Genomic DNA, 21887 nt, shown 5'->3' on the forward strand with positions numbered 1-21887 from the left:
GGTTAACCGCTAACCCAATTGCTTACGCATTCATTCCCTTTCCCTTTTACCGTTAAAGGGATTCATGGCACCGTAAACCCATTCCCTTGAGCGGTTGACGTAACCCGGTTTACCGTCAAAGCAGTTGGTTATGACATCAGAAGCAACCCGGTTAGCGGTTAACGTAACCCGGTTTACCGTCAAAGTAGTTGGGTATGACATCAGAAGCAACCCGGTTAGCGGTTGACGTAACCCGGTTCGCCGCTGAAGTAGTTGGGTATGACATCATAAGCAAACCCGTTAGCGGTCAACGTAACCCGGTTTGCCGCTGAAGTAGTTGGGTAGGACATCAGAAGTAACCCGGTTAGCGGTCAACGTAGTCCGGTTTACCGTCAAAGCAGTTGGGTATGACATCAAAAGCAACCTGTTTAGCGGCTAAAGGGAATGGGTTAGCCGCTAAACCAACTACTTCCGGTGTCAAAGGGATTGCTTTAATGGCCGTTTTTCCCTCCCTTTAATCCCGATTGTCCCGGTCTCTCGGAGGCCTTGTCTTTATTTCCAGTTTATAGCGTTCTTTGCATCTCATTTCGTCTGACTATTTGGACGGAGAAGGGCTTCGATACACTACTCCGCGTCGTAGAAATCGGCCTGACGATTAGGATCACTCTTATGTCGAACTCAGGTGTTATTAGATTATGGACTACCTTATATCTTTAAGCATTAACCATGATAACGAAAATCTCACTCAACTTTTAAATTCACCTTAGCTTTTATATCACCGGATGAGCTGCCCAACATAAGTGCATAAGTACCGGGTTCTACAACCCAATCGCTTATATTTTCATCATAGTATGCCAGGTTGCCGATTGGCACTTCCAGTTCCACCTTTTTACTTTCACCGGCTTTGAGGTAGACCTTTTTAAAAGCTTTCAGTTCTTTTGCAGCCCGTGACACCTGCGATTTTGATTTGCCTACATATAATTGCGGTACTTCGGCTCCGTCGGATTTTCCCGAATTAGTCAGGGTAAACGATACTTTTACGGTTTCTTTATCACTAAATCGAATTTTATCCATAGAAAGATCGGCATAGTCGAAGGAGGTATAGCTCAATCCGTAACCGAAAGGAAAGAGCGGTTTAATCTTTTTGGTATCAAACCAGCGGTATCCTACGAGAATATCTTCCTTATAAAATTGATCGATACTGTCACCGGGATATGAAAGTTCCCCATAAAAATGCGCTCCATTATCTTCCAGTTTTTTAGGAAAAGAAAAAGGCAGCTTTCCCGAAGGGTTTACATCACCGGAAACAATATCCGTTAGCGCGTTTCCGGCTTCCGAGCCCAAATACCAGCCCTGCATTATCGCGGGAACATTGTCTGCCCAGGGCATGCTTACAGCATTTCCGCTGAGCAATATTACGGCTGTATTTTTGTTGACCTTCAATACATCCTGAATCAGTTTATCCTGTTCAAATGGAAGATCCAGAGATTTTCTGTCCCCTCCTTCACAGTCCTGATAGTGATTTTTATTAAGGCCTCCTATAAACAGTACAATATCCGCGCTTTTAGCAACTTCTACTGCAGCCATTCTCAATGAATCCGCATCCAAACCTGATGGCTCTTCGCGCCCGTAAAGTGAAGGTCCGGATGCATATCCAGGGCTGTAGATTATATGCTCATCTCCGTATTTGTCTTTAAGCCCTTGTAAAGGGGAAACTTCATAAGCTACTTTTAATGAAGACGATCCGCCTCCTATGACCAGGCTCCGGGAGGCATTTTCCCCGATCACAGCTATTTTTTTGTATTTATCTACAGGTATAGGAAAGAATTGCCCCTTGTTCTTCAACAAAACTATACCTTCTTGTGCAATTTTTCTTGCCGCTTCACTGTGTTCAGGTGAAACAAACTTTCCAAATGGACGATCTGCCCTCATTGTAGTCCTGAAGATCACACGTAGAATGCGGCGTGCCTTATCATCCAGTACATCCGTATCATATCTGCCTTCCTTAATCCCTTTCAGGAAAGGGTTGGCAAGATAATAGGACGAATAGGGGAAGTGGCCACTTGTTGTCAATCCATCGGTATAAGTCCCCATTTCTATATCAAGCCCATTATTAACAGCCTGATCGGTATTGTGGACTCCTCCCCAGTCACTGATCACCAATCCGTCAAATCCCCAATCTTGTTTAAGGATCTTGTTCAAAAGCAAATCGTTGTGACAGCAATGTTCTCCCCTGAACTGATTATAGGCTCCCATGACAGACCAGGCGTGGCCTTCCTGAACAGCAGCCTTAAAAGCAGGTAAATAAATCTCATAAAGGGCCCGGTCACTTACATGGACATTGATATGCCCTCGCCATACCTCCTGGTTGTTCAGGGCAAAATGTTTCACACAAGCTGCCACTCCTGTGGATTGTACACCTTGAATGTATGGTACTACCATACGGGAAGCCAAATAAGGGTCTTCTCCCATATACTCAAAATTCCTTCCATTCAATGGCGTCCGGTATATATTTACCCCTGGCCCTAACAATATGGTCTTATTACGGTATCGGGCTTCTTCCCCGATGGATACCCCGTACAATTGGGACAGGTCTGTGTTAAATGTAGCTGCAAGGCAGGTAAGCGCAGGGAATGCGGTACAGGAATCGTTGGTCCATTGTGCGCCGCCCCATTCATCCCAAAAAACCTCCTCCCGTATGCCGTGCGGACCATCAGAAGACCAGACCTCCGGTATTCCGAGCCTGGCCACTCCTTTTGAACTGAATTTGGATTGGGCATGGCATAGCGCTACTTTCTCTTCGGTGGTCATCAGCGAAAGTGCACTTTCAACACGCTCTTCAACGGGTTTTGTAACATCGAGGTAAACAGGTATTTCATGCTGTGCAATAACTTGCATGGACAATAATACCATAATATAAAATATTCCTGATTTCATATCTGTTTTTTATTTAAAGTCGTCATTCGGTTTGAATGCTAAAAGCGTATATGTTATTTATTTTTGAAATATTTCTTCATGATATACCAGGCTTTTTTCTTGTCACCTTTTTCGGATAATAACCCTTTCCTGTTGTAGCCTTGTTGATAGACAGGGTGCATCCGTCCGAGTGACCTGTAATCAAACAGCAGCCAGGGGCATACACCGGCCAGGTTGGGTATCGTACCGAACATTTCCACCTGGTCGGTATAAATTTTTTCCTGGTACCCTTCTGTCCAGTAAGCGGCTTCATCCGCGGGGCCATTATTGCTCCCGTACAGGGCTTCTCCCCCAAATTCGGAGATGAATACGGGTTTATCAGGGAATGCAATATTCCACCGGGTGTCTGCCGGCCGGCCTTGCCAGGGGATATACCAGCCGATATATTGATTGATCGAAACAATATCAGAATGCAGGTAAAGCGAATCCTTTACCTCAAAGGTGTTGTTTTCATAATTTTGGGTGTTTGTCACATGTGTAACCAGCCGGGTGGGATCGGCTGCCCTGCATTTCCGGGTAAGCTCTGCCAGGGCATTATTCCGGCCGGAGGTGCCGGGATAGGTTTCGTTGGACAGGGCCCAGATCACGACCCCACAGCGGTTTCGGTCCCGGCGAACCATTTCGTTGAGCATGTTTTCCATTTTTTGCGGCACCAGGCTATCGGAAAACCGGATGTTCTGATATACCGGGAGTTCGTTCCACACCATCAGGCCCATTTTTTCGGCTTCTTTCACCATGTTCTCACTGTGCGGATAATGGACCAGCCGTACAAGATTACAACCCAGTTCTTTTGCAGGGGTAAGTAGCTGTCTGGCATCCTCCGTGGAATACGCCCGGTTCCCCTCGTACGGGTTTTCTTCATGGATATTCACCGCTTTCAGGAATACAGGCTGCCCGTTGAGCAGAATTTTGTCCCCCTGTACTTCGATACTCCTGAACCCGATATGGTCTGTAACCGTATCCGTTTCGCTTTCAACGATCACTTTGTAACGTTTGGGGTTTTCGGGCGACCAAAGGTCAAAATCCGAAGAAAATTCAATATGGGCAACGCCTTTGCCGTCGGTTTTTGTATCGAAGACAATGTTGAGTTCGGGAATCCGTATGTTAATCTTTTGTGCAGCTTCCGGCCCATTTAGCCGAACCCACCCCTGAACGGTGTCCAGGCTGCCTTTTTTTAACTGAATGAAATAATCTTCAACATAGGTGCCATCGGTTTCCACCAGGTCGACATCCCGGGTGATACCCCCGTAATTGAACCAGTCGTATCCTGTACTTGGCAACCCGTTCACTAAACGCCGGTTGTCTACTTTAACGACCAGGGAATTTTCCCCCTCCCTCGCTTTGTCGGTAATCTCAAACTGGAAAGGGGTAAAACCGCCTTCGTGACTCCCTATTTTCTCCCCGTTGAGGTACACATCCGCCAGATAATTAACCGCCCCGAAATGAATAAACAGCCTTTTCCCTGCCCGAAGGGAAGGGGTGAACTGCTTTTTGTACCAGACCGTTCCTTCGTAATAGGTGAGTTCACACAGCTGGGAGTTGAAGTCTCCCGGCACTTTCAATACCGGGGCGCCTTCAAACGAATATTCAAAAAAATCGGTCTTTTTCTGCGGTTTTTTCTCCAGCCATACCTGGAGGTATTCGCCGCTTCCGGCCGGGTCAATAATGGCTTTCCATTCGCCGTTCAGGCTTGTCCGGTTCCTGGACTGGACGTTGACCATTGCGGTCTGCGCACTTACCAATTCAGCGGAGATAATAGTAAATAGAATTATCAATATCCATTTCCTGATAGCCGTCTTTTCGTATGTATTCATTTCTTTTTTATTTCAATTTTGACAATTATTCCATAATTTGTCTTGAAGACTGCCGTGCGGCCAGCTGCCATCCGTTTTCAGACTTTATCCATACATTGGTGAATCTTCTCGGTATCCATTTATCCCGAACGGCGACCAGGCTTGCCGGCTGTTGTAACTCCTTGCCCATTACTATGGCAATGTTCTGATTGAAAGTTATTTGCTCAATGATTCGCTCAACAGCAGGGAATTTATGTCCGCTTTTCATCAGTGCCACAATATCTTTTGGGGTCACGATTTTTCCATTGGGGTTATTTACCACATAGTTTTCAGACCATATTTGTGATAGGGAAGTGGTATCCCCCAGGTCAAGCAGTTCTGTCCAGTGTTTTTCCAATCGCCTGATTTCTGTTTCGTCTTCGGACTGTCCAAAGGAAATTGTGGTAACGAAAATAAAACCGATCAGCAGGAAATGATGTGTTTTCATGGTATTGCTTTTTAAGTTAGTGTCTATTCCGCTTTTAGGGTAGCCGATGCTACCGGAAGCGTTCCGCTCCTTGCGGTGATGGTTATTTCACCCTTTTGGTCTGTTGACTGTATGATGGCCAGGCATTTCCCCAAGTAAGCTTCCATCTTGTCTCCTTTTAACGGGGTATGGCTCTGCTGATCCCCGTTACCCACTGCAGTGAGTTTGCCCGCACCTTCCACTTCAAACTCAATCATGTTACTGGCAAAAGGAACCGGCACATCATTGGCATCCAGTACCTGCACGGTTACGTAGCTTAAATCCTGTCTATCTGCCTTTATTGTTTTCCGGTCCGGGGAAAGCACTATTCTGGCCGGTTCTCCCGCGGTCTGAACGGCAAAGGAAACGGTTTTTCCTTCTTCCGTTTTTCCGATGGCTTCCAGCTTACCCGGTTCATAGGGCACTTCCCAAAACAGGAAGGCTTCCTTCTTAAGGTCCCATTTCCGGCTTCCCAAAGATTTTCCGTTCAGTTTCAGTTCCACATCAGGTACATTGGTATATACATGAACGGCCAGCGTATCACCCTTTTTATAGTGATTCCAGTGGGTCTCCACTTTCGGCCAGCTCCAGAAAGAACAGTGTTCCCTGTCCCTTGCCGATTCATCGGTTTGTACCGAGATATACACCATAGGTTCGTCATTCCACAGGGCTTTCCTGAACCAATAGGCGGGTTTGGAGAAGCCACACATATCGATCACACCGCAATTGGCTCCCCTCCAGGGCCATTCAGGCCATGTTTTCCAGAATTCACACCCGGTACCTACATCGCCTATACCCGCTTCGCCTATGTAGTCGAAACCTGTCCAAAGGAATTCGCCGGCTACGTAATCTTCCAACTGCCCATCCAGCCATTGCTCATAGGATCGCAGCTGCCAGCAATCACCGGGGTGGTAGGGGTAGATCACTGTTTCGGAACCATAGATTACCCGGTCGGGGTATTTTTCATGGTCTGCCTTGTAGTAGGCTTCCTGGTAGTTATATCCTACAATGTCGAGCAATTCCGGTACACCAAAAGAATTGAAGTTAAGGATCTCATTGCAGGCCAGGGTCAAAGGTCGTGTGGTATCGTGCTTACGCGAAGTTTCGGTTAGCATTTCGACGGTTTTCAGGGCATTTTCCTTGTTGTATTGTTCCCTGAGCTCGTTGCCGATACTCCAGGCAATGACAGAAGGATGGTTACGGTCGCGCCTGATCCAGTTTTCTACGTCCTTTTCATACCATTCCTCAAAATGCGGTGCATAGCCTGCAGGGGTCTTCCCATCCATCCATTCGTCGAATAGTTCATTGATGACTACAAAACCCAAACTGTCGGCATAGGCAAGCAATTCAGGTGAGGGAGGATTATGGCTCATCCTAAGGGCATTACAGCCCATTTCTTTTAAGATTTCCAACTGCCGTTTATGGGTGTAATCCGAAACAGCCGCTCCCAATGGCCCGCCATCGTGATGGTTATTTACCCCTTTTAGTTTTACGTGTTTTCCGTTAAGGGAGAAGCCTTTGTCGGGATTAAAATTGAATGTCCTGACTCCAAAAGGAGTGGTGTAACTATCCAGCAAGGTGTTCCCGGACCTGACTTCCACCTGCAAACGATATAAATTGGGCTGTTCAATGGACCATAACAAAGGTTGAGCGATACGGACGCGTTGATCGATTTTCAGCGGTTGGCCGGCTTTGACTGCGATTTCCGATCCGGCCTTTCCGGCTTCTTTGCCTGTAGTATCTATGATCCTGGTAATTACCGTACAAGGTTGATCAGCATCGTTCTCATTGGTCAATTCGATGGAAACATCTACACTTGCCTCTTTTTCATCCGCATCAGCCGTGCGGGCAAAGACTCCCCATTGATCGATGTGCAGCTTATTTTTGGTAAGCAACCAGACATGCCGGTAGATGCCCGAACCGGTGTACCATCTCGAGTTGGGCTGTTCACTGGTATTCACCTTCACAGCAAGTACATTTTTCTCACCCGCGGGATTCAGATGCGGTGTCAGGTCATAATAAAATGAAGAATATCCATAAGGGCGGATGCCCAGGTACTGTCCGTTGATCCAGACTTCGCTGTTGCGATACACGCCATCGAACAATACCGAAACCTTCTTGTCTGAAAAATCCGGTTCTGTCCTGAACGTTTTCCTGTACCAGCCGATACCGCTGTACGTATAGCCACCACCTGGTCCGGTAGTATAAGTTGAATCAAAAGGATGTTCAATGCTGAAATCGTGCGGCACATCCAGTACACGCCAGGCTGAATCGTCAAAACCAGGCTGCTCCGCTCCCGGGTGATTGTCCGGGGCAAATCTCCAATCGAAATCGAAAGGTATCTTGGTATTATTTTCGCGCTGTTCTTCGTTACATGATGCAAGCGCCACGAAAAGGAGTAGCAACGATGGAATTAATTGAATTCTTCTCATTACATTATAGGTTATTTCATTATTTTAAACACCACCGCAATATCATTTGGGGCCGTTTTTGGTTTCCTGATCACCAATGCTTCCGGATATTGCTTCCACGAAAGTTTTTCATCACTTCCCAGCATTTCAATCTTTTTGATTTTCATGGACTTCGCATTTTCCCCCAATGATTTTATGCTGATGTTTCCGGAAGGGGCTCCGAGCACTGTGGCATACAGGACATCTCCTTTTTGGTTAAACCGGATATCTTTTTCTGATAATTTGACTTTGCCTTCGTTGAAACCAGGTCCATCCATAGGGTTTATTCCTTCAGCCACGGGTCCTTCGCCAAACACTCTCCACGGACGTGTATCAAAAATGCTTTCCCGGTTCACATCCATCCATGCGGCAATGTCTTCCAGTATTTTCACTTCTTTCTCATCGATGGTACCATCACCGCGAACAGGTACGCTTAGCAGCAGGTTACCGTTTTTGCTGACAATATCTATCAAGGTACGGATAACGTTTGCTGCCGATTTATAGCGGTCCTCGTCATACACCGCCCTGTTGTAATGCCAGTCGCCGATACAGGTACAGGTTTGCCAGGGTAAAGATTGCATATTGTCGGGCGCCCCTCGTTCTACATCCCATACCATACATTTTTTCTGGTCTTCAGTCAGTATTTTACCAAACAGGACGGCTTCGAGTTTGCCATTGTGTTTGGCTATGTTGCGGTTGTAATAATGGGCGGCTATTTTCAGTCCCGCATCGCTTACGGGGTACAGCGGAAGACCGGTATCGTCAAAATACAGCAGATCGGGATCATATTTATTGATAAGGTCCATGGTACGGTTATAAAAATTTTCGCAATACGCCTGGTCCGGGATACTCGCGCCGTTTTCCCAGTTCCATTGCCCCCACAAAGCAGTTATGCTGTCTTTACTTCCCTTGCTAAAAGGATGATTTTGTGCATAAAGATGCTGTGGATCAAGCCCTTCCCACCAGGTCCCTTTACCGTCGGCTTTAGTCTGTTTTCCATCGTAAGGTATCCCGGCAAATTCCCCTTTTTTGTCCGATCGCTGAGCGGTTTCAAACCACGTCCAGGCATGCGAGGCGTGCACACTTATCCCAAAAGGGAGGTTTTGTTTTTTGGCCGCTTCAGCCCAACCGGTTATGATATCCTTCTTTGGTCCGACCCTGATGGAATTCCACTCCTGGTACTCGCTGTCCCATAAATCCATATTATCATGGTGGTTGGCCATCGCAAAGAAATACTGGGCGCCGGTTTTTTTATAAAGGGCTACCAGTTTTTCCGGGTCCCAGTTTTCCGCTTTCCAGTCGTGAATGACTTCCTTGAAACCTGCCTGGGAAGGATGCCCATAATTTTCCACATGCCAGTTATATTGATCACTCCCTTCGTCATACATAGATCTGCCATACCAATCGCCTTGTTCGGGTTGGCACTGTGGCCCCCAGTGTGCCCATATCCCGAATTTGGCATTGCGAAACCATTCGGGCGTTTCGTATTGCTCAAGCGACTGCCAGGTGGGCTCAAATTTTCCGGGGGTCACAGGCTCGTTATCTTCCTTCACGGGGGAAGGATAATTTTCCTGCGCTATCAGTGAATGACAGAGCAGAAAACAAACTGTATGTATTATAATTTTCATTTTATTTACTTTAATGGTTTATAACTGAAATTCTTAAACTTTACACTACCCTCTCCCATTGCGCAAAGCCCGATACGAACTCCTAAAAATCCGCCAAAGGCATTGTGATGGAAGCCAGAGATTTCCAAAGAGTTCCGGATTTTGATCCAATTGTTACCGTCCGTACTATAATACATATCGACCGTATTGCTGGCATTCTTAAGACGAAGAAATACACGACTTGCCAGCCTTTAATATTTGCCAGGATACCGGAATACGCCCTGTCATTATAAAAAATGACCAAGCCCCCTTTTGCTTCTCCTTCTATGATCATCTCCACTTCTGCCATATAGGAATGGTTTGTGGGTGTATATAGCAAGGGAGAGCAATCGTCACCATCGCGCAATATGTTCGGGTCGGGATAGTCGCCGGTTCCATTATTATCAGCTGTGGTCTGGTACCGGGCATTCGCCAAAGCCCCTGTTTGAACACAAATTAAGATCAATTTTTTTTGTTTTATTTATTATAGTATTAATGGGTGTATTTTACATTCTTTGTGAGAACCGTCCGATTACCGTAAGGTTCCTTTTAAGCAAAAAAATTTGACTTCATCCGCGAAAACAGCATTACATGTATACAATAGCAGCTGTCTGTTTCGTTTATATTTATCCTGTGGAAGCCAACTAAGGCAAGTGCAATATTCCAGACGAAAATACTACAGCACTGCTCCTGATCACTACAGAATCATTCATCAATTCGACTTCCATACTCCCTGTACGAGCTGAACTTTGGTAAGCTCTCATTATTTTTTTACCCAATTTGTTTGCCCAATACTTGCCTAAAAAACTTTGGACCCCACCTGTTACCGGATCTTCGTCAATACCTGACCAGGGAAAGAAATACCGGTATTCGTAGTCATAATTTTTATGCACTGATTTAGCAGTTACCAGCACGCCACTAATGGATGTTTTGATATTCCTTAGTACAGAAAAATCGGGTTTAAGATTTTGAAGTGCTACGCTGCTTTGTATTTCCATTAAAAGCATATTGTGAAATTTATTATACTCGCAATTTAGAATTTTGCTTATACCCAATGCTTTTTTAATTTCCTCATCTACTGTTGATTTTTCGGTGTTATGCAGTGGAAAATACATTTCTATTAATTCCTCTTTCCTGAAGATTTCCAAGACATCGCCCAAACGGGTATAAAAGGTGATCTTGGACAGATTTTCATTCTCCGTAAATAAGGCTTTGGATGAAGCTAATGTGGCATGTCCGCACAATGGAATTTCTTGTGCAGGTGAAAAGTAGCGAATGGAAAAGGAATCTGTATTTTGCTTTATAACAAAAGCGGTTTCCGAAAACCCAAATTCCTTTGCTATATTGAGCATTGTATTTTCATCAAGTTCAGTTTCAGGCAGGCAAACAGCAGCTTGATTTCCCTTGAAAAGCCCTGTTGTAAAACCATCAATTATATATATTTTTATACCCATTTCTTAATCTTCAATTTCAACAATTACTTCGACTTCCACTCTTTATTTTTTATTGATTGTTCAGCGGTTGTTATACTTATCAGCAAGCACCGCATGTCTCAAAGTTAGCTTTTAATTTTATTTTGTCATTATGACTATTTGCGTTTTGTAATTGTTTTGATTTCAAAACAAGATATATTACCGGCCAGTTATATTGGTCGCTGCCTTCGTTATACACATATTTTCCCGGGCTACCAGTGAATGGCAGAGAAGCATGCAAACAGCGTGTATTATAATTCTCATAATTATTTACTCACTAAGTGAGATATAAATGCTCCGACGCCTGCCTACCGTCAGGCAGGCTTGCGTCGAAAAGTAATCTATGGTTTCCGCCTCATGCCTCGCGGTAGTTGACTTTAATGGTTTATACATGAAATCCTTAAACTTTACACTTCCTTTTCCCATCATGTAATATACCGGGGACTGAGCATTGGCAAGGTAGGTCAGCTGTGCAAACACGCCTTACTTTTCCGGTTTGATTATGATTGCAAAACCACCACCATTAGCCATATTTATTACTGGTTTATCGGTACTTACTACCTTAATTATCTCGCGTTTATAGTCTGTGGGATCTTTATCTGCGTTAACCCCATCTTTAAAAATCTCTGCGGAATAGGTTCCCTCTCCCAGGAAAGACAGGTCTATCGTCATTTCTCTTGTCGACCAATTGGTTAAACCGCCTACAAACCACCTTTCATCCTTTCGCCTGGCCAAAGCAACATATTCGCCAACTTTTCCATCCAGGGCAATTGTTTCGTCAAAAGTGGTAGGGATCCTGGAAATAAAGGTAGTGCTCTCTTGTTCTTTCATATATGCCGTAGGACTATCTGCCATCATTTGCAACGGGGCTTCATAAGTGATATACATCCCTAATTGGTGACACCTGGTTCCCTGGCTCATCGGCATGGAATTGCTTGGACGAAAATCTGATCTTGTGGCATTGCGCATTGCTCCCGGAGTATAATCCATAGGCCCCGCCAACATTCTGATGAAGGGAATACAGGTTGCATAATACGGCATATCATCATTCGGCGTCCATTTCACATTCTCCAAACCTTTGACCCCTTCAAAATTGACCACATTAGGGTAGGTTCGCTGAATACCTGTAGGTTTATAAATGCCGTGGAAATCGATCAGGAGTTTATAAGAGGCCGCCTTTTTGGAAATGTCATAAACGGATTTTACCATTTTCTGATCATCACGATCTAAAAAATCAATCTTAAAGCCCTTAACCCCTAATTTTGAATAGTGAGAAAAGGTATTAGCCAGATCCTGATTTATGGCATACCAGGTGGCCCATAAGAGAATTCCAACATTTTTCTGATTTGCATAGTTGATGATTTCTTCGATGTCCATACCTGGTGAAATTTCCAGCATATCGTTTTCTTCACTCCAGCCTTCGTCCAGCACCACATACTCAATATGGTTTTCGGCGGCAAAATCAATATAATACTTATAGGTTTCCGTATTGATTCCTGCTTTAAAATCGACCTTCGATATACTCCAGTCATTCCACCAATCCCATGCTACTTTACCCGGTTTTATCCAGCTTACATCAGCAATTTGTGAAGGGGTAGAAAGCTTTTGCACCATATCATTATTCAACAGGTCTTTATCGCTTTCACTTATTATTATTGCTCTCCATGGGAAATTGCGGTTTCCGCTTGTTTTGGCAATATAAGGTTCACGCTTCACTACCATGTAGTTCATATTGTTAAAACCTCCCAGGCGTTCTTCCTTCGGATAATGGGCAAACGCCCCCTTCAAACCTTGCTGTGTTTGATTATTGCTTGTTAAGAACATACCGGGATAATCCTCAAGGTCAGCCTCTATGATAACCGCTTTTTTCCCATTTCCCAGATCAACAAGGAGCGGGGAAATAGCCAGTGAATCTTTTACAAATTTGGAAAGGGGAATTTCAGTATACATCGCTTCGAAAGCAGATGTATACATATCATTTTCCCTCAGATCGCGCACGTAGGGAACAAAGGCTTTATAATCCTTGCTAAAGTTAAAATTGGCTTCTTCAGATTCAATAATGATCTGTCTCTTCTTGCTGGTAAAAAAGCGGTAGGCCACCCCATCATTATAGGCCCTTAAAATCAAACCGAACCCCCCTTTAAACTTTACTACGACCTGATTATATTCGTCAATCACCTTTTCCTTTTTATAAACAGGTGTGGCAAAAGTGTTGCTGACTTTTGAAGTTTTAGCACTGATAATTTTTGCATTATTTCCTAAAACCTCTCCGCTGCCAAGTGTCAATGAAATCGTGGAAGGAGCAATAACTTCCGTATTTTCATGTTTGACAGACCACGAAATTTTCTCTCCGCTTTCCAAAGCCATGTCAATCTTCCCGTCGGGCGACTTTACATGGATGACCTGCGCAATACCAACACCGGTTGATAAAAACACGATAGAGACTACATATAAGAGAATTCTATTCATTTGATATATTGATTTTAATACATGACAAAAAATGACTCTATTCTGATTTGAGCGGGTAACACGATAATTTCAGTCGATAATACGCTTATTGAAATTGAACATTGAAAACATCGCTTTTACTCAGTCCGTAACTCCTGGCATATAGACAAATTTGTCAAAATCGGCATAGGCTTTGGAAGATTCTTCGCCCGAACTTGCAAACAGGCCAAGGTATATTCCTGTAAATCCACCTGCCGTTTCGGAACTGATATAGCGTACATCCACTTTATCCAAAGTCTCGAAATCCTTGCCGTTAGTCGAATAGGCAAATGAATAATAGTCTTTATCGCCGCTGACTTGTAGGTGTACATTTCCTTCAGGCACGGAAATCTCATAAGCAGTATGGGACAATGTCCCCAGGCGGTAACGCAGGCTCAAAACGCGTTTCCCCGACTCATCCTGAGTTACAAACAGGTCATAGTGCGATGTGTTATTCATAAACACGGTGATCCCTGATTCGTCTCCTTTTCGGGCATCAAAAAGTTCTATGGCAACAGTGGCAGTAAAGTTGATATGCTCCTGCCTGCGTCCGACAAAAGTGGGCGAATCAAGATCGTCGAGCGATACTGGCGTTGCCTTTAAACGCAAGTGGCCTTTTCTCGCGCTTAACGAATAATTTTCGCTTTTGGGGTTTCTCAAATAACTCCATTCAGGCCCCAGTTTATCTTCGTTGAAATCGGAGCTGTACGATACCCGGGGAAACGGCTGCAACGGTAAAGTAGGAACATCCATGTTTAGATCGACCGTACCATCGCCATTAACAACCGGCCACGCATTTTTGTCCCATCTCACGGGAGCCAGAAAGGTTTCCCTGCCCAGTATGTGGTGCAACCCGGACTGTGGCCGAAAAGCGAGGAACACCATCCACCAGGAATCGTCGTTGGCCTGAACCAGATCAGCATGTCCTGTGCCCTGGATGGGATGTGATTGGGCATTCGCGTTCATGTGCGTTAAAATGGGATTGGCGGGATTCGAATCATAGGGTCCGTCGATATGCTTGCTACGTGCAATGGTCACTTTGTGCGCATACTCTGTGCCTCCTTCCGAAATCAACAAATAATACCACCCGTCCTTTTTGTAAATGTGCGGGGCTTCCGGGTAGCGCCCTCCTGTCCCATTCCAAATGGCTTTGCTCTCTGAAAGTTGTTCCCCCGTCAATGGGTTAATTTCGCACAAGTAGATACAGTTGGCCGGATTGGTTGTGAGGTAACACTTATCACCCTCGAAATAGAGCGAAGGATCAATCCCCCCCTGCTTCAACCAGACGGGGTCTGACCATTCGCCGGCCGGATCTGTTGTGTGCACAATGAAATTACCTCCGCCGGTTACATTTGTAGTGATCATGTAAAAAATCCCGTCATGATAACGGATGGTGGGCGCAAAAATACCTCCCGAAACGCCACATTTCTCCAAATTTACTTGTGAAGGCCGGGTTAAGCAGTGTCCTATTTTTTCCCAATTGACAAGGTCTTTGCTGTGAAAAACCGGGACTCCCGGAAAATACTCGAAAGTACTGGTTACCAGATAAAAACTATCGCCGGCTTTACAGATACTCGGATCGGGATGAAATCCGGGGATTACCGGATTTTTATAGGTAGTTTGACCTATGAGCAGGCCTGCCTGTAAAAACAGTAAACAGGCAAGCCACGTGATTTTTTTACTTATCATGAGTTATTTTTAATTGAAATACGGACAGGTTTTTATTATTCTATTGCCTGAAAAAGTTTATCGATGGTACGTTGGTCTTTTACGGAACCGTTGTCTCTATCCACCGCTTCACCCACATCCCACCAGAAGGGAATCAAACCATTGGCCAAGGCCTTCCTTGTTACATAATCGATCCAATGATCCACGGAGTTGTTGTGGGTTTCCAAATCCTGAGGGACATGTTCATTATTATCACGCCTGTACGCTCCGTACTCACCGAGGATTACCGGGATTCCATTGTCAACGAATTTTGTTTTTGCCAAGGCCATAGATGCGTCTACTGAATCTTCTTCACCATGAGTGGAATTACGGTCGGGTTCAATGGTTGAATGATACCCTTCACCCCAGTAATAGAACATATTGCCCCAACTTACGTCTTCTGCCAAGAAGCAGAATTGAGAAGGCGTGTAATAATGCACCTCGGCCATTAAACGTCCCTCTACCTCATCTGTGGGCATATCCATTAGCTCAGCACTCCTTTCTATATTCGTACCGGGACCTTGGACCACAAGCACCCTATAACTGTTCTTACCACCTGTGGCACGAACAGTATTGATAAAAGTTTGGTGATAGGAGTGAAGTACCGCCATCTCTATGGCATTATGGACTTCGGGCTCGTTGGCACTGGCAAACATCAGGTGTTCATCGTAATCCCTCATTGCCGTAGCAATTTGTTCCCAAAAGGCTTTTTGTTTGGCATTTACCTCATCCTTTTTATCCGGCGTACAGTTCTTTTCCAGCCAACCACCGTCCCAGTGGATGTTGAGCAGGACATACAGGCCGTTGTCTATACAATAATCTACTACTTCTTTGACACGGGCCATCCACCAGTCTTCTATTTTTGCTGTTTCCGGATCCGAATACTGATCCCAGGAACAGGGGATGCGTATGGCGTTGAAACCTAGATCTTTGAGGGCGTCCACATATTCTTTTGTGATATCCGGATTTCCCCAGTAATTTTCATATGAGATACCTGTACCCCAGGCATTTTCGGGCCCTGTAGCCTCCATGGTATTGCCGATATTCCAGCCCAGTTTCATTTTAGCCGCCAGCTCCACTGCATTGCTGCTCATTCCTGTGGCATCGGGCGGCAGTGGAGAAGTATTGTAAGACGGGTAAATCATCGAACCCTGTGAAGCATTAACCCTGCGGACCTGGCCGTTTGATGCGGTAACCTCCAATACGGAGGTCCGGGTTGAACCGGTGCCATTAGCCTCTGTGGTTAACTGAACAGCTGTGCTTCCGCTGTTACCTGTTGTCTGACTGGACTGTAACCATGAAGTTGTCGGGTTGCTGATACTCCATTCACTGTTACTTGTTATGGTTATTTCCACATTTCCTCCTTCCGCTTCAAAATCGGCTTTATTGACAGAAACGTCAAGCACGGGATCTCCTCCTTCTTCTTTACTGCAAGCGATAAGCGATATTATTGCAAAAAGTACTGCCAGTATCCAGGCCAAATTTGTTTTCTTCATTTTAGTTGGTTTTAATTATTGATGTTTATCATGGGGCTATTTCTGAGTTATCCCTTTCCAGTCATCCGTTCTGAAAGGGACCGCAGGCAATCCTTCGGAGTTTACCAGGTTGCATTCCGGGTTATCGGCCCAGGCATAGCGTACTGCTTGCGGCCTGGCAACTTCATCGGAATAAACCACCACTTCATTTCCTTCAATTACGGCCTTTGCCCAATGAAATTTCCGGTCATCTCCGGCAACAGCAAAGCCTGTCAATTCACTTCCGTCATTGACCGAAAGTCCCGTTCCGGTATGGGCAAAACCGAGCCGGATCCGGTTTCCTTCTGTTTTAGCGCTTTTGTACACGGGACCGGATGCAATACCGTCGTTTTGTTCATATACCATTTTATTGGCGATCAGGGCCAGTCGCCGGCCTACTTCCTGCTTGTTTGGGGGGTGGATATTATCCGCTTCGCCTATATCGATGATACAGGCCATTCCCGTGTTGGGCTGTGACAAAGTAAGTGTCTGTGCTTCCCTTAACTCTGCCCAATCGCTCTCCGAAGGGGTATCTTTTCTTTTTTTGAAATTTGCCAGTTGTACGTACAAAAAGGGGGGATTGCCCTGGTTCCAACGTTGTCTCCAATCCGTAATGAGCATGGGGAAAAGCTTCCTGTAGTGATAGGCTTGCGGGGCATTTGATTCTCCCTGGTACCACAGGAATCCTTTGATCCCATAAGGGATGACCGGGTTAATCATGGCATTGAACAATACTGCGGGCCTGTAATGATAATCCATGATCCTGGGAAGAGCAGGTTCAATATCTTTTTGATACAACCACTTTCCGGCTAAAGATATTTTTGAAGAACCGTCCGTGATGTAGAGGTTGTCGGCCGGGGGATAGATGCCGCCTCCGTTCCAGATCATGGCCAGACGGATAGAAACTACGTTTTCCCCTTTTTTTACGAGGTGGGCCGGAATGGTATAATGATGGGTAGGATTTGAGTTCCATACTGCCTTACAGATTTCCTCGCCATTGAAGTACAAAGAATAGTTAAACTCCGGGTTTCCTATATTTACTACCAGATCTTTGCCTTCAAAACTTTCCGGCAATAACACCTTTTTGCGTAACCACAACAGTCCTTCGTAAGGTCCGATCCCGAAATCTTTGATCAACCCGGGCATTTCTATTTCGCTCCAGCCGGAGTCATCGTATTCTGTGGAAGTAACTATCTTGTCTGCCCTGTCCTGGGGGTTGAGTACGATTTCCCAGAAGCGTATTACGTTGAGACTGTCCTGTACAAAATCACGGTTTTCGTCGAGCGTATCGTTGGCTAGCACGGCCTGCCTGGAAATGGGGGAAGAAAGTAACATTTCCCGGCTTGTCCAGGATTCTACGGGCGTCCCTCCCCAGGTACTCTGGATAATGCCTACAGGAACATTATGGTCCCTATGAATCTTTCTCGCAAAAAAATAGGCTACAGCCGAAAACTCCTTTACGTTGACGCTGTCGCATACCTGCCATTTTCCGGAAGAAATATCCGTTTGCGGGGTTAATTTCTTATTATGCGCTACCGAAAGGAAACGTATATCGGAAAAATCGGCATTTGCAATTTCATTTTCTGCATCTGCGGACTGCTGCACCTGCCATTCCATATTGGACTGCCCGGAAGCCACCCATACATCCCCGATGAGGATACCGCTTAGCTCTAAGCCCTCAGTCTTACTTCCCTTTTCATAAATTTTGAGCGTATAGGGACCTCCTGCTTCAAACTTTGGAAACCGGACCATCCACTTTCCGTCCTTATCGGCTTTTGCGGTGGTACGTACATCTCCCAGTTCTGCCGTAATGTGTGTTCCGGGGGCTGAATTCCCCCAGACAGGAATTTTTATGCCTCTTTGTAAAACCATATCGTCCCCAAATACTTTGGGCAAAGTGATTTGGGCATAACATAGCCCCTGGCAAAAGAGGAATAGTATGCAAAGTCTTCCCGCTATTCTTGTTTTCGTATTCAACATTGTTTTCAGGTTAATTTACTGGTCTTAATTTTAGGTTTAAACCCTGCAATTTGTTGTCGTTATTGAGTTGTTAAGTTGCTGGTTTATGGTGTGTTGGCTAAACAACTTAATGACCTAATAACTATGGCAATTTCCCCGCCTGCCGGACGGGCAGGATTGCCTTTCTAAACCTCTGGACTTGCAGTCCAGAGTGGTTTAATTTAACTGTGGCTTTACATCTGCCGTTCAGTTTGGCTAAAGTATTTATAACCTTATCCGGACAGGGGATGCTATGTGTCTGATAAGGGGTTTTATGTTTTATCCTGCCTGGTTTATAATAGTGAGTGGTGGTACGCCTAAAACCCAACATACCACCGTTCACGTTTCCCTATTAATTAACAATTAACTTCTTCGTTATTTTATACTGGCCGGATCGTATATGGATCAGGTAAATTCCTCTTTTCAATGACTGATCGAATTCCAGTATTTCATCCCCTTCTGTAACTTCCTGGTACAACCATCTGCCCCGGTTATCATAAATACTGATGATCGCTTTTTGTAAAGGGGCCGGTAATGTTATCGAAAATTTCCCTGCCCGGGTAGGATTCGGATAAATAATAACTTCGTTAGTTTCGGTATTGTCATTTACCCGAAGGGCGATAGTTTTCTCCCCCTGGACTCCGCTTGTTATTGTGATATCAAAAGTCTGCCTGCTTTGGCATCCCCCGCTGTTCGTATAGGTAGCTTCATAACTCCCTGCCTGGTTGGCCTGGATATTGGAAATGGTTACCTCCCGGGTGGAAGCACTAAAACCGTTCGGTCCGCTCCAGCTCCATGATCCTCCCTCAATAGGCTGGGGCCCGAATTTCACCGTCCCGCCCGCGTCCAGGCCTGCACTGGCCGTTTGCTGCCAGGTTCCGTTATCGATCTGTACATACGGCGTAATGGTCGTAGGCGTACAGGTGGCAGGGTCTCCATATGCTATACCACGACCGGCCGTACTCATATATACTCTTCCGAAGACATTCATATCTCCCTGCACGAATTGCCCGTTTCCCGGACCTCCGTATTGTTGCGCGTCCGTATTGATCCTGGTCCAGGATGTTCCCTGGTCTGTGGAGCGATAAACACCTTTAACATTGTTGATGGTACCCCAAATATAAATGGTAGGGTAATTTGCTCCGGGGGCAGCCACACCGAAACCAACGGCTCCGCAATTACTGATACCGCTTATGGTTGAAAATGATTGGCCGGAATCGGTTGAACGTACCAGGCCACTATTATTTAACGCTATCCAAATGTGCCCTTCCCTTCCGGGTGCCAGCCGGATGACTTTTGAGCCCCAGCCCGTGACTGAACCTGCCTGGGAAAATGAAGATCCGCCGTCGATGCTCACCATTACCGCTCCGTTTCCAGGGTTGTATGCATAAAATTTATTGGAATTGACCGGGTCGCCAACCGGCCGCGCTTCATTAAAACCTAAACCGCTTACCGTAGACCAGGAAGACCCGTTATTAGTTGAACGGTAAGTTACAGAAGACTCCCTGGGCGAATGCAAAACGATATTGCCATTGGCTGATAATGCCACCTTTCCCTGCGTTCCGTTTATATTGCTTTGGGTCCAGGTCAATCCCATATCAGTGGAATAATACATGGAATTGCCCACCCGAACCATTTTGCCTGTATTCTGAGCCGCTACGGCCAACCCGGTGGTGGTCCCCATTTGCGGATTATGGATGGATGCGTATTGATCCATGTCGGTGTGCCTGAATCCGTCATAGTCCCCGATAACCGAAATTACAGGACCATCGGGAATACTTTCCAATCCAAGGGGCACGGTTTCTTCGATCCCCCGGACATTAAACCGCCAGGTACTGCTGGTATTAATGTTGTCATTTACGAAAATACCATTACCCGAAGTGACCCAGACTTTTTGTGTATTGAATGGGTCGAATTCTAGGGAACCTGCCCAATGGATAGAGTGGCCGTTAATCCAGGTTACGCCATCCGGATCCATGGTGAACCCCCGGTTTACTACATCAACCCAGCTCGATCCGCCGTTTGTGCTGAGGAATATCCGGTCACCCCAGGCGCCATTCTGATCCATATAGGTATTGATGGTAGATGCCACAATCCTGCCGGGATTATTCGGATCAACGCTTATTCCTCCGAATGCCCTGTTGAAACCCGAAGGTGTAATGTTGGTCCATGCACCTGATGATATGTTATACTTCCGGATCTGTCCTTCATCCATGGGCTCCGGTTCTGACCAGTGCCCGTGGGGACCCGCACCGTTGCCATAGGCGATATACAGGTCTCCGTTACCCGCCAAAGCCGCCCGTTGTGGCATATAGGAGGTAATAGCGCCTGAAACTGCTGAAAAAGACTGGCCGCCATTATCACTTCGGTACAGGTTTGTACTGCCGCTGCGCGAAACTCCGACAATGATCCGTTGCGTAACTCCCCCCGAAACGCTGCTGCCATCCAGAATCACAAAGCTTATCCCGTTTTCATTGGGAGTCGTGGTGACGTTGAGCGCATTGAGCCTGCTCCATGTTGCACCGGCATCCGTACTCCTGAACAATCCATTCCATCGCGTACCGCAGTATAGAATATTGCTGTTGTTGGGATCAACTACAAGTTTCTCACCGGTTTGTCGCCCCATACCGTTACCGTGGGCCTTAAATTGATCCGTGACATCTGTTACGGTAAACGTGTTGCCATAATCACTGGAGCGAAGGATTGCAGTTTTGCCATTATTAAAATAACTGATGCCTGCAAGCATATACAATCTGCCGGGATTATTCGGATCTGTTGCCAGTGATTCGACCCCCAGAAATCCTACCTGGTCTTCCGATACCCAGTCCGTCAGAGGTATCCAGCTGTCCGTCGAAGCATTCCATCTGTAGGCGCCTCCTACATCGGTCCGGGCATAAACCAGGTTTTGCTGAGTCTTGCTTGTTATAATGGCAGATACAAATCCGCCACCGCCAATAGCTACATTCTTCCAGTTGTAGTCTGCTGCGGTCTGGGCCTTCACTTTATGCCCCTGAAACATAAGAATTGCTACAAATAAACAGAGAAAGGCAGGTGTTTTAGGCCAGAAACTATTTTTTCCATAGTCATGATTGATTTTTTTCATAATTTAAGTTTTAAGGGGTTAATTAAGAGTCGGTCTAAGTTTTATCCTTTGGTTCTTTTATGCTGCCCACACGCCAGCTGGCCCCTTCACTAAAAACAGCTATCAGCTGTTTTCTTAACGTTCGGTCCTGCCATACCTGCCTGCCGGCAAAGGCAGGCTTCAGCTATTTTTCGTCACGTAGCTTAGGCTATATGCTTCAAAATACCTTCGCCTGACAAAAACCCGCCTGCCGGCGTGCAGGAATGCACTATAAAATA

Annotated in this window: 13 protein-coding genes; all 13 read right to left on the reverse strand. The window is 45.7% G+C overall.

Annotated elements, in window-relative coordinates; translation table 11 throughout:
- Positions 1–30: 30 nt before the first annotated feature.
- Entirely contained in the window at positions 31–201 is a 171-nt protein-coding gene (locus ACVBDU_RS22515) for a hypothetical protein (RefSeq protein ID WP_447181903.1), read from the reverse strand.
- A gap of 519 nt (positions 202–720) precedes the next feature.
- Positions 721–2916, reverse strand: a complete 2196-nt coding sequence (locus tag ACVBDU_RS22520; protein ID WP_447181922.1) for a glycoside hydrolase family 3 C-terminal domain-containing protein — start codon at positions 2914–2916, stop codon at positions 721–723.
- A 53-nt stretch (positions 2917–2969) separates the two neighbouring features.
- A complete protein-coding gene (locus ACVBDU_RS22525) occupies positions 2970–4769 on the reverse strand; it encodes a glycoside hydrolase family 2 protein (protein ID WP_447181923.1) in 1800 nt (599 codons plus the stop codon).
- Positions 4770–4794: 25 nt separating this feature from the next.
- On the reverse strand, positions 4795–5235 hold the full coding sequence (locus ACVBDU_RS22530; RefSeq protein ID WP_447181924.1) for a nuclear transport factor 2 family protein: 441 nt from the start codon (positions 5233–5235) through the stop codon (positions 4795–4797).
- Positions 5236–5258: 23 nt separating this feature from the next.
- Positions 5259–7685 carry a glycoside hydrolase family 2 TIM barrel-domain containing protein gene (locus ACVBDU_RS22535; RefSeq protein WP_447181925.1) on the reverse strand — a complete coding sequence of 809 codons (2427 nt, stop codon included), beginning with the start codon at positions 7683–7685 and terminating at the stop codon, positions 5259–5261.
- An 11-nt stretch (positions 7686–7696) separates the two neighbouring features.
- The gene (locus ACVBDU_RS22540) at positions 7697–9331 is read right to left on the reverse strand and encodes an alpha-L-fucosidase (RefSeq protein WP_447181926.1); all 1635 of its coding nucleotides are present in this window, start codon (positions 9329–9331) and stop codon (positions 7697–7699) included.
- Between the two features lie 5 nt (positions 9332–9336).
- Entirely contained in the window at positions 9337–9507 is a 171-nt protein-coding gene (locus ACVBDU_RS22545) for a beta-xylosidase family glycoside hydrolase (protein ID WP_447181927.1), read from the reverse strand.
- 486 nt (positions 9508–9993) lie between these two features.
- On the reverse strand, positions 9994–10803 hold the full coding sequence (locus ACVBDU_RS22550; protein ID WP_447181928.1) for a PhzF family protein: 810 nt from the start codon (positions 10801–10803) through the stop codon (positions 9994–9996).
- Between the two features lie 501 nt (positions 10804–11304).
- Complete coding sequence (locus tag ACVBDU_RS22555) at positions 11305–13290, reverse strand: retaining alpha-galactosidase (RefSeq protein WP_447181929.1); 1986 nt, start codon at positions 13288–13290, stop codon at positions 11305–11307.
- 120 nt (positions 13291–13410) lie between these two features.
- Positions 13411–14997 (reverse strand): glycoside hydrolase family 43 protein, encoded by a 1587-nt coding sequence (locus ACVBDU_RS22560; RefSeq protein ID WP_447181930.1) that lies wholly within the window; start codon positions 14995–14997, stop codon positions 13411–13413.
- 35 nt (positions 14998–15032) lie between these two features.
- The gene (locus ACVBDU_RS22565) at positions 15033–16511 is read right to left on the reverse strand and encodes a cellulase family glycosylhydrolase (protein WP_447181931.1); all 1479 of its coding nucleotides are present in this window, start codon (positions 16509–16511) and stop codon (positions 15033–15035) included.
- 36 nt (positions 16512–16547) lie between these two features.
- Positions 16548–18509 carry a sialate O-acetylesterase gene (locus ACVBDU_RS22570; protein ID WP_447181932.1) on the reverse strand — a complete coding sequence of 654 codons (1962 nt, stop codon included), beginning with the start codon at positions 18507–18509 and terminating at the stop codon, positions 16548–16550.
- A 370-nt stretch (positions 18510–18879) separates the two neighbouring features.
- A complete protein-coding gene (locus ACVBDU_RS22575; protein WP_447181933.1) occupies positions 18880–21630 on the reverse strand; it encodes a T9SS type A sorting domain-containing protein in 2751 nt (916 codons plus the stop codon).
- Positions 21631–21887 lie beyond the last annotated feature (257 nt).

Source organism: Sinomicrobium endophyticum, assembly GCF_052983315.1.

Coding starts and splice junctions, on each gene's coding strand:
- ACVBDU_RS22515 (WP_447181903.1), bottom strand. CDS start 201: ATGTCATACCCAACTACTTTGACGGTAAACCGGGTTACGTTAACCGCT.
- ACVBDU_RS22520 (WP_447181922.1), bottom strand. CDS start 2,916: ATGAAATCAGGAATATTTTATATTATGGTATTATTGTCCATGCAAGTT.
- ACVBDU_RS22525 (WP_447181923.1), bottom strand. CDS start 4,769: ATGAATACATACGAAAAGACGGCTATCAGGAAATGGATATTGATAATT.
- ACVBDU_RS22530 (WP_447181924.1), bottom strand. CDS start 5,235: ATGAAAACACATCATTTCCTGCTGATCGGTTTTATTTTCGTTACCACA.
- ACVBDU_RS22535 (WP_447181925.1), bottom strand. CDS start 7,685: ATGAGAAGAATTCAATTAATTCCATCGTTGCTACTCCTTTTCGTGGCG.
- ACVBDU_RS22540 (WP_447181926.1), bottom strand. CDS start 9,331: ATGAAAATTATAATACATACAGTTTGTTTTCTGCTCTGTCATTCACTG.
- ACVBDU_RS22545 (WP_447181927.1), bottom strand. CDS start 9,507: ATGTATTATAGTACGGACGGTAACAATTGGATCAAAATCCGGAACTCT.
- ACVBDU_RS22550 (WP_447181928.1), bottom strand. CDS start 10,803: ATGGGTATAAAAATATATATAATTGATGGTTTTACAACAGGGCTTTTC.
- ACVBDU_RS22555 (WP_447181929.1), bottom strand. CDS start 13,290: ATGAATAGAATTCTCTTATATGTAGTCTCTATCGTGTTTTTATCAACC.
- ACVBDU_RS22560 (WP_447181930.1), bottom strand. CDS start 14,997: ATGATAAGTAAAAAAATCACGTGGCTTGCCTGTTTACTGTTTTTACAG.
- ACVBDU_RS22565 (WP_447181931.1), bottom strand. CDS start 16,511: ATGAAGAAAACAAATTTGGCCTGGATACTGGCAGTACTTTTTGCAATA.
- ACVBDU_RS22570 (WP_447181932.1), bottom strand. CDS start 18,509: ATGTTGAATACGAAAACAAGAATAGCGGGAAGACTTTGCATACTATTC.
- ACVBDU_RS22575 (WP_447181933.1), bottom strand. CDS start 21,630: ATGAAAAAAATCAATCATGACTATGGAAAAAATAGTTTCTGGCCTAAA.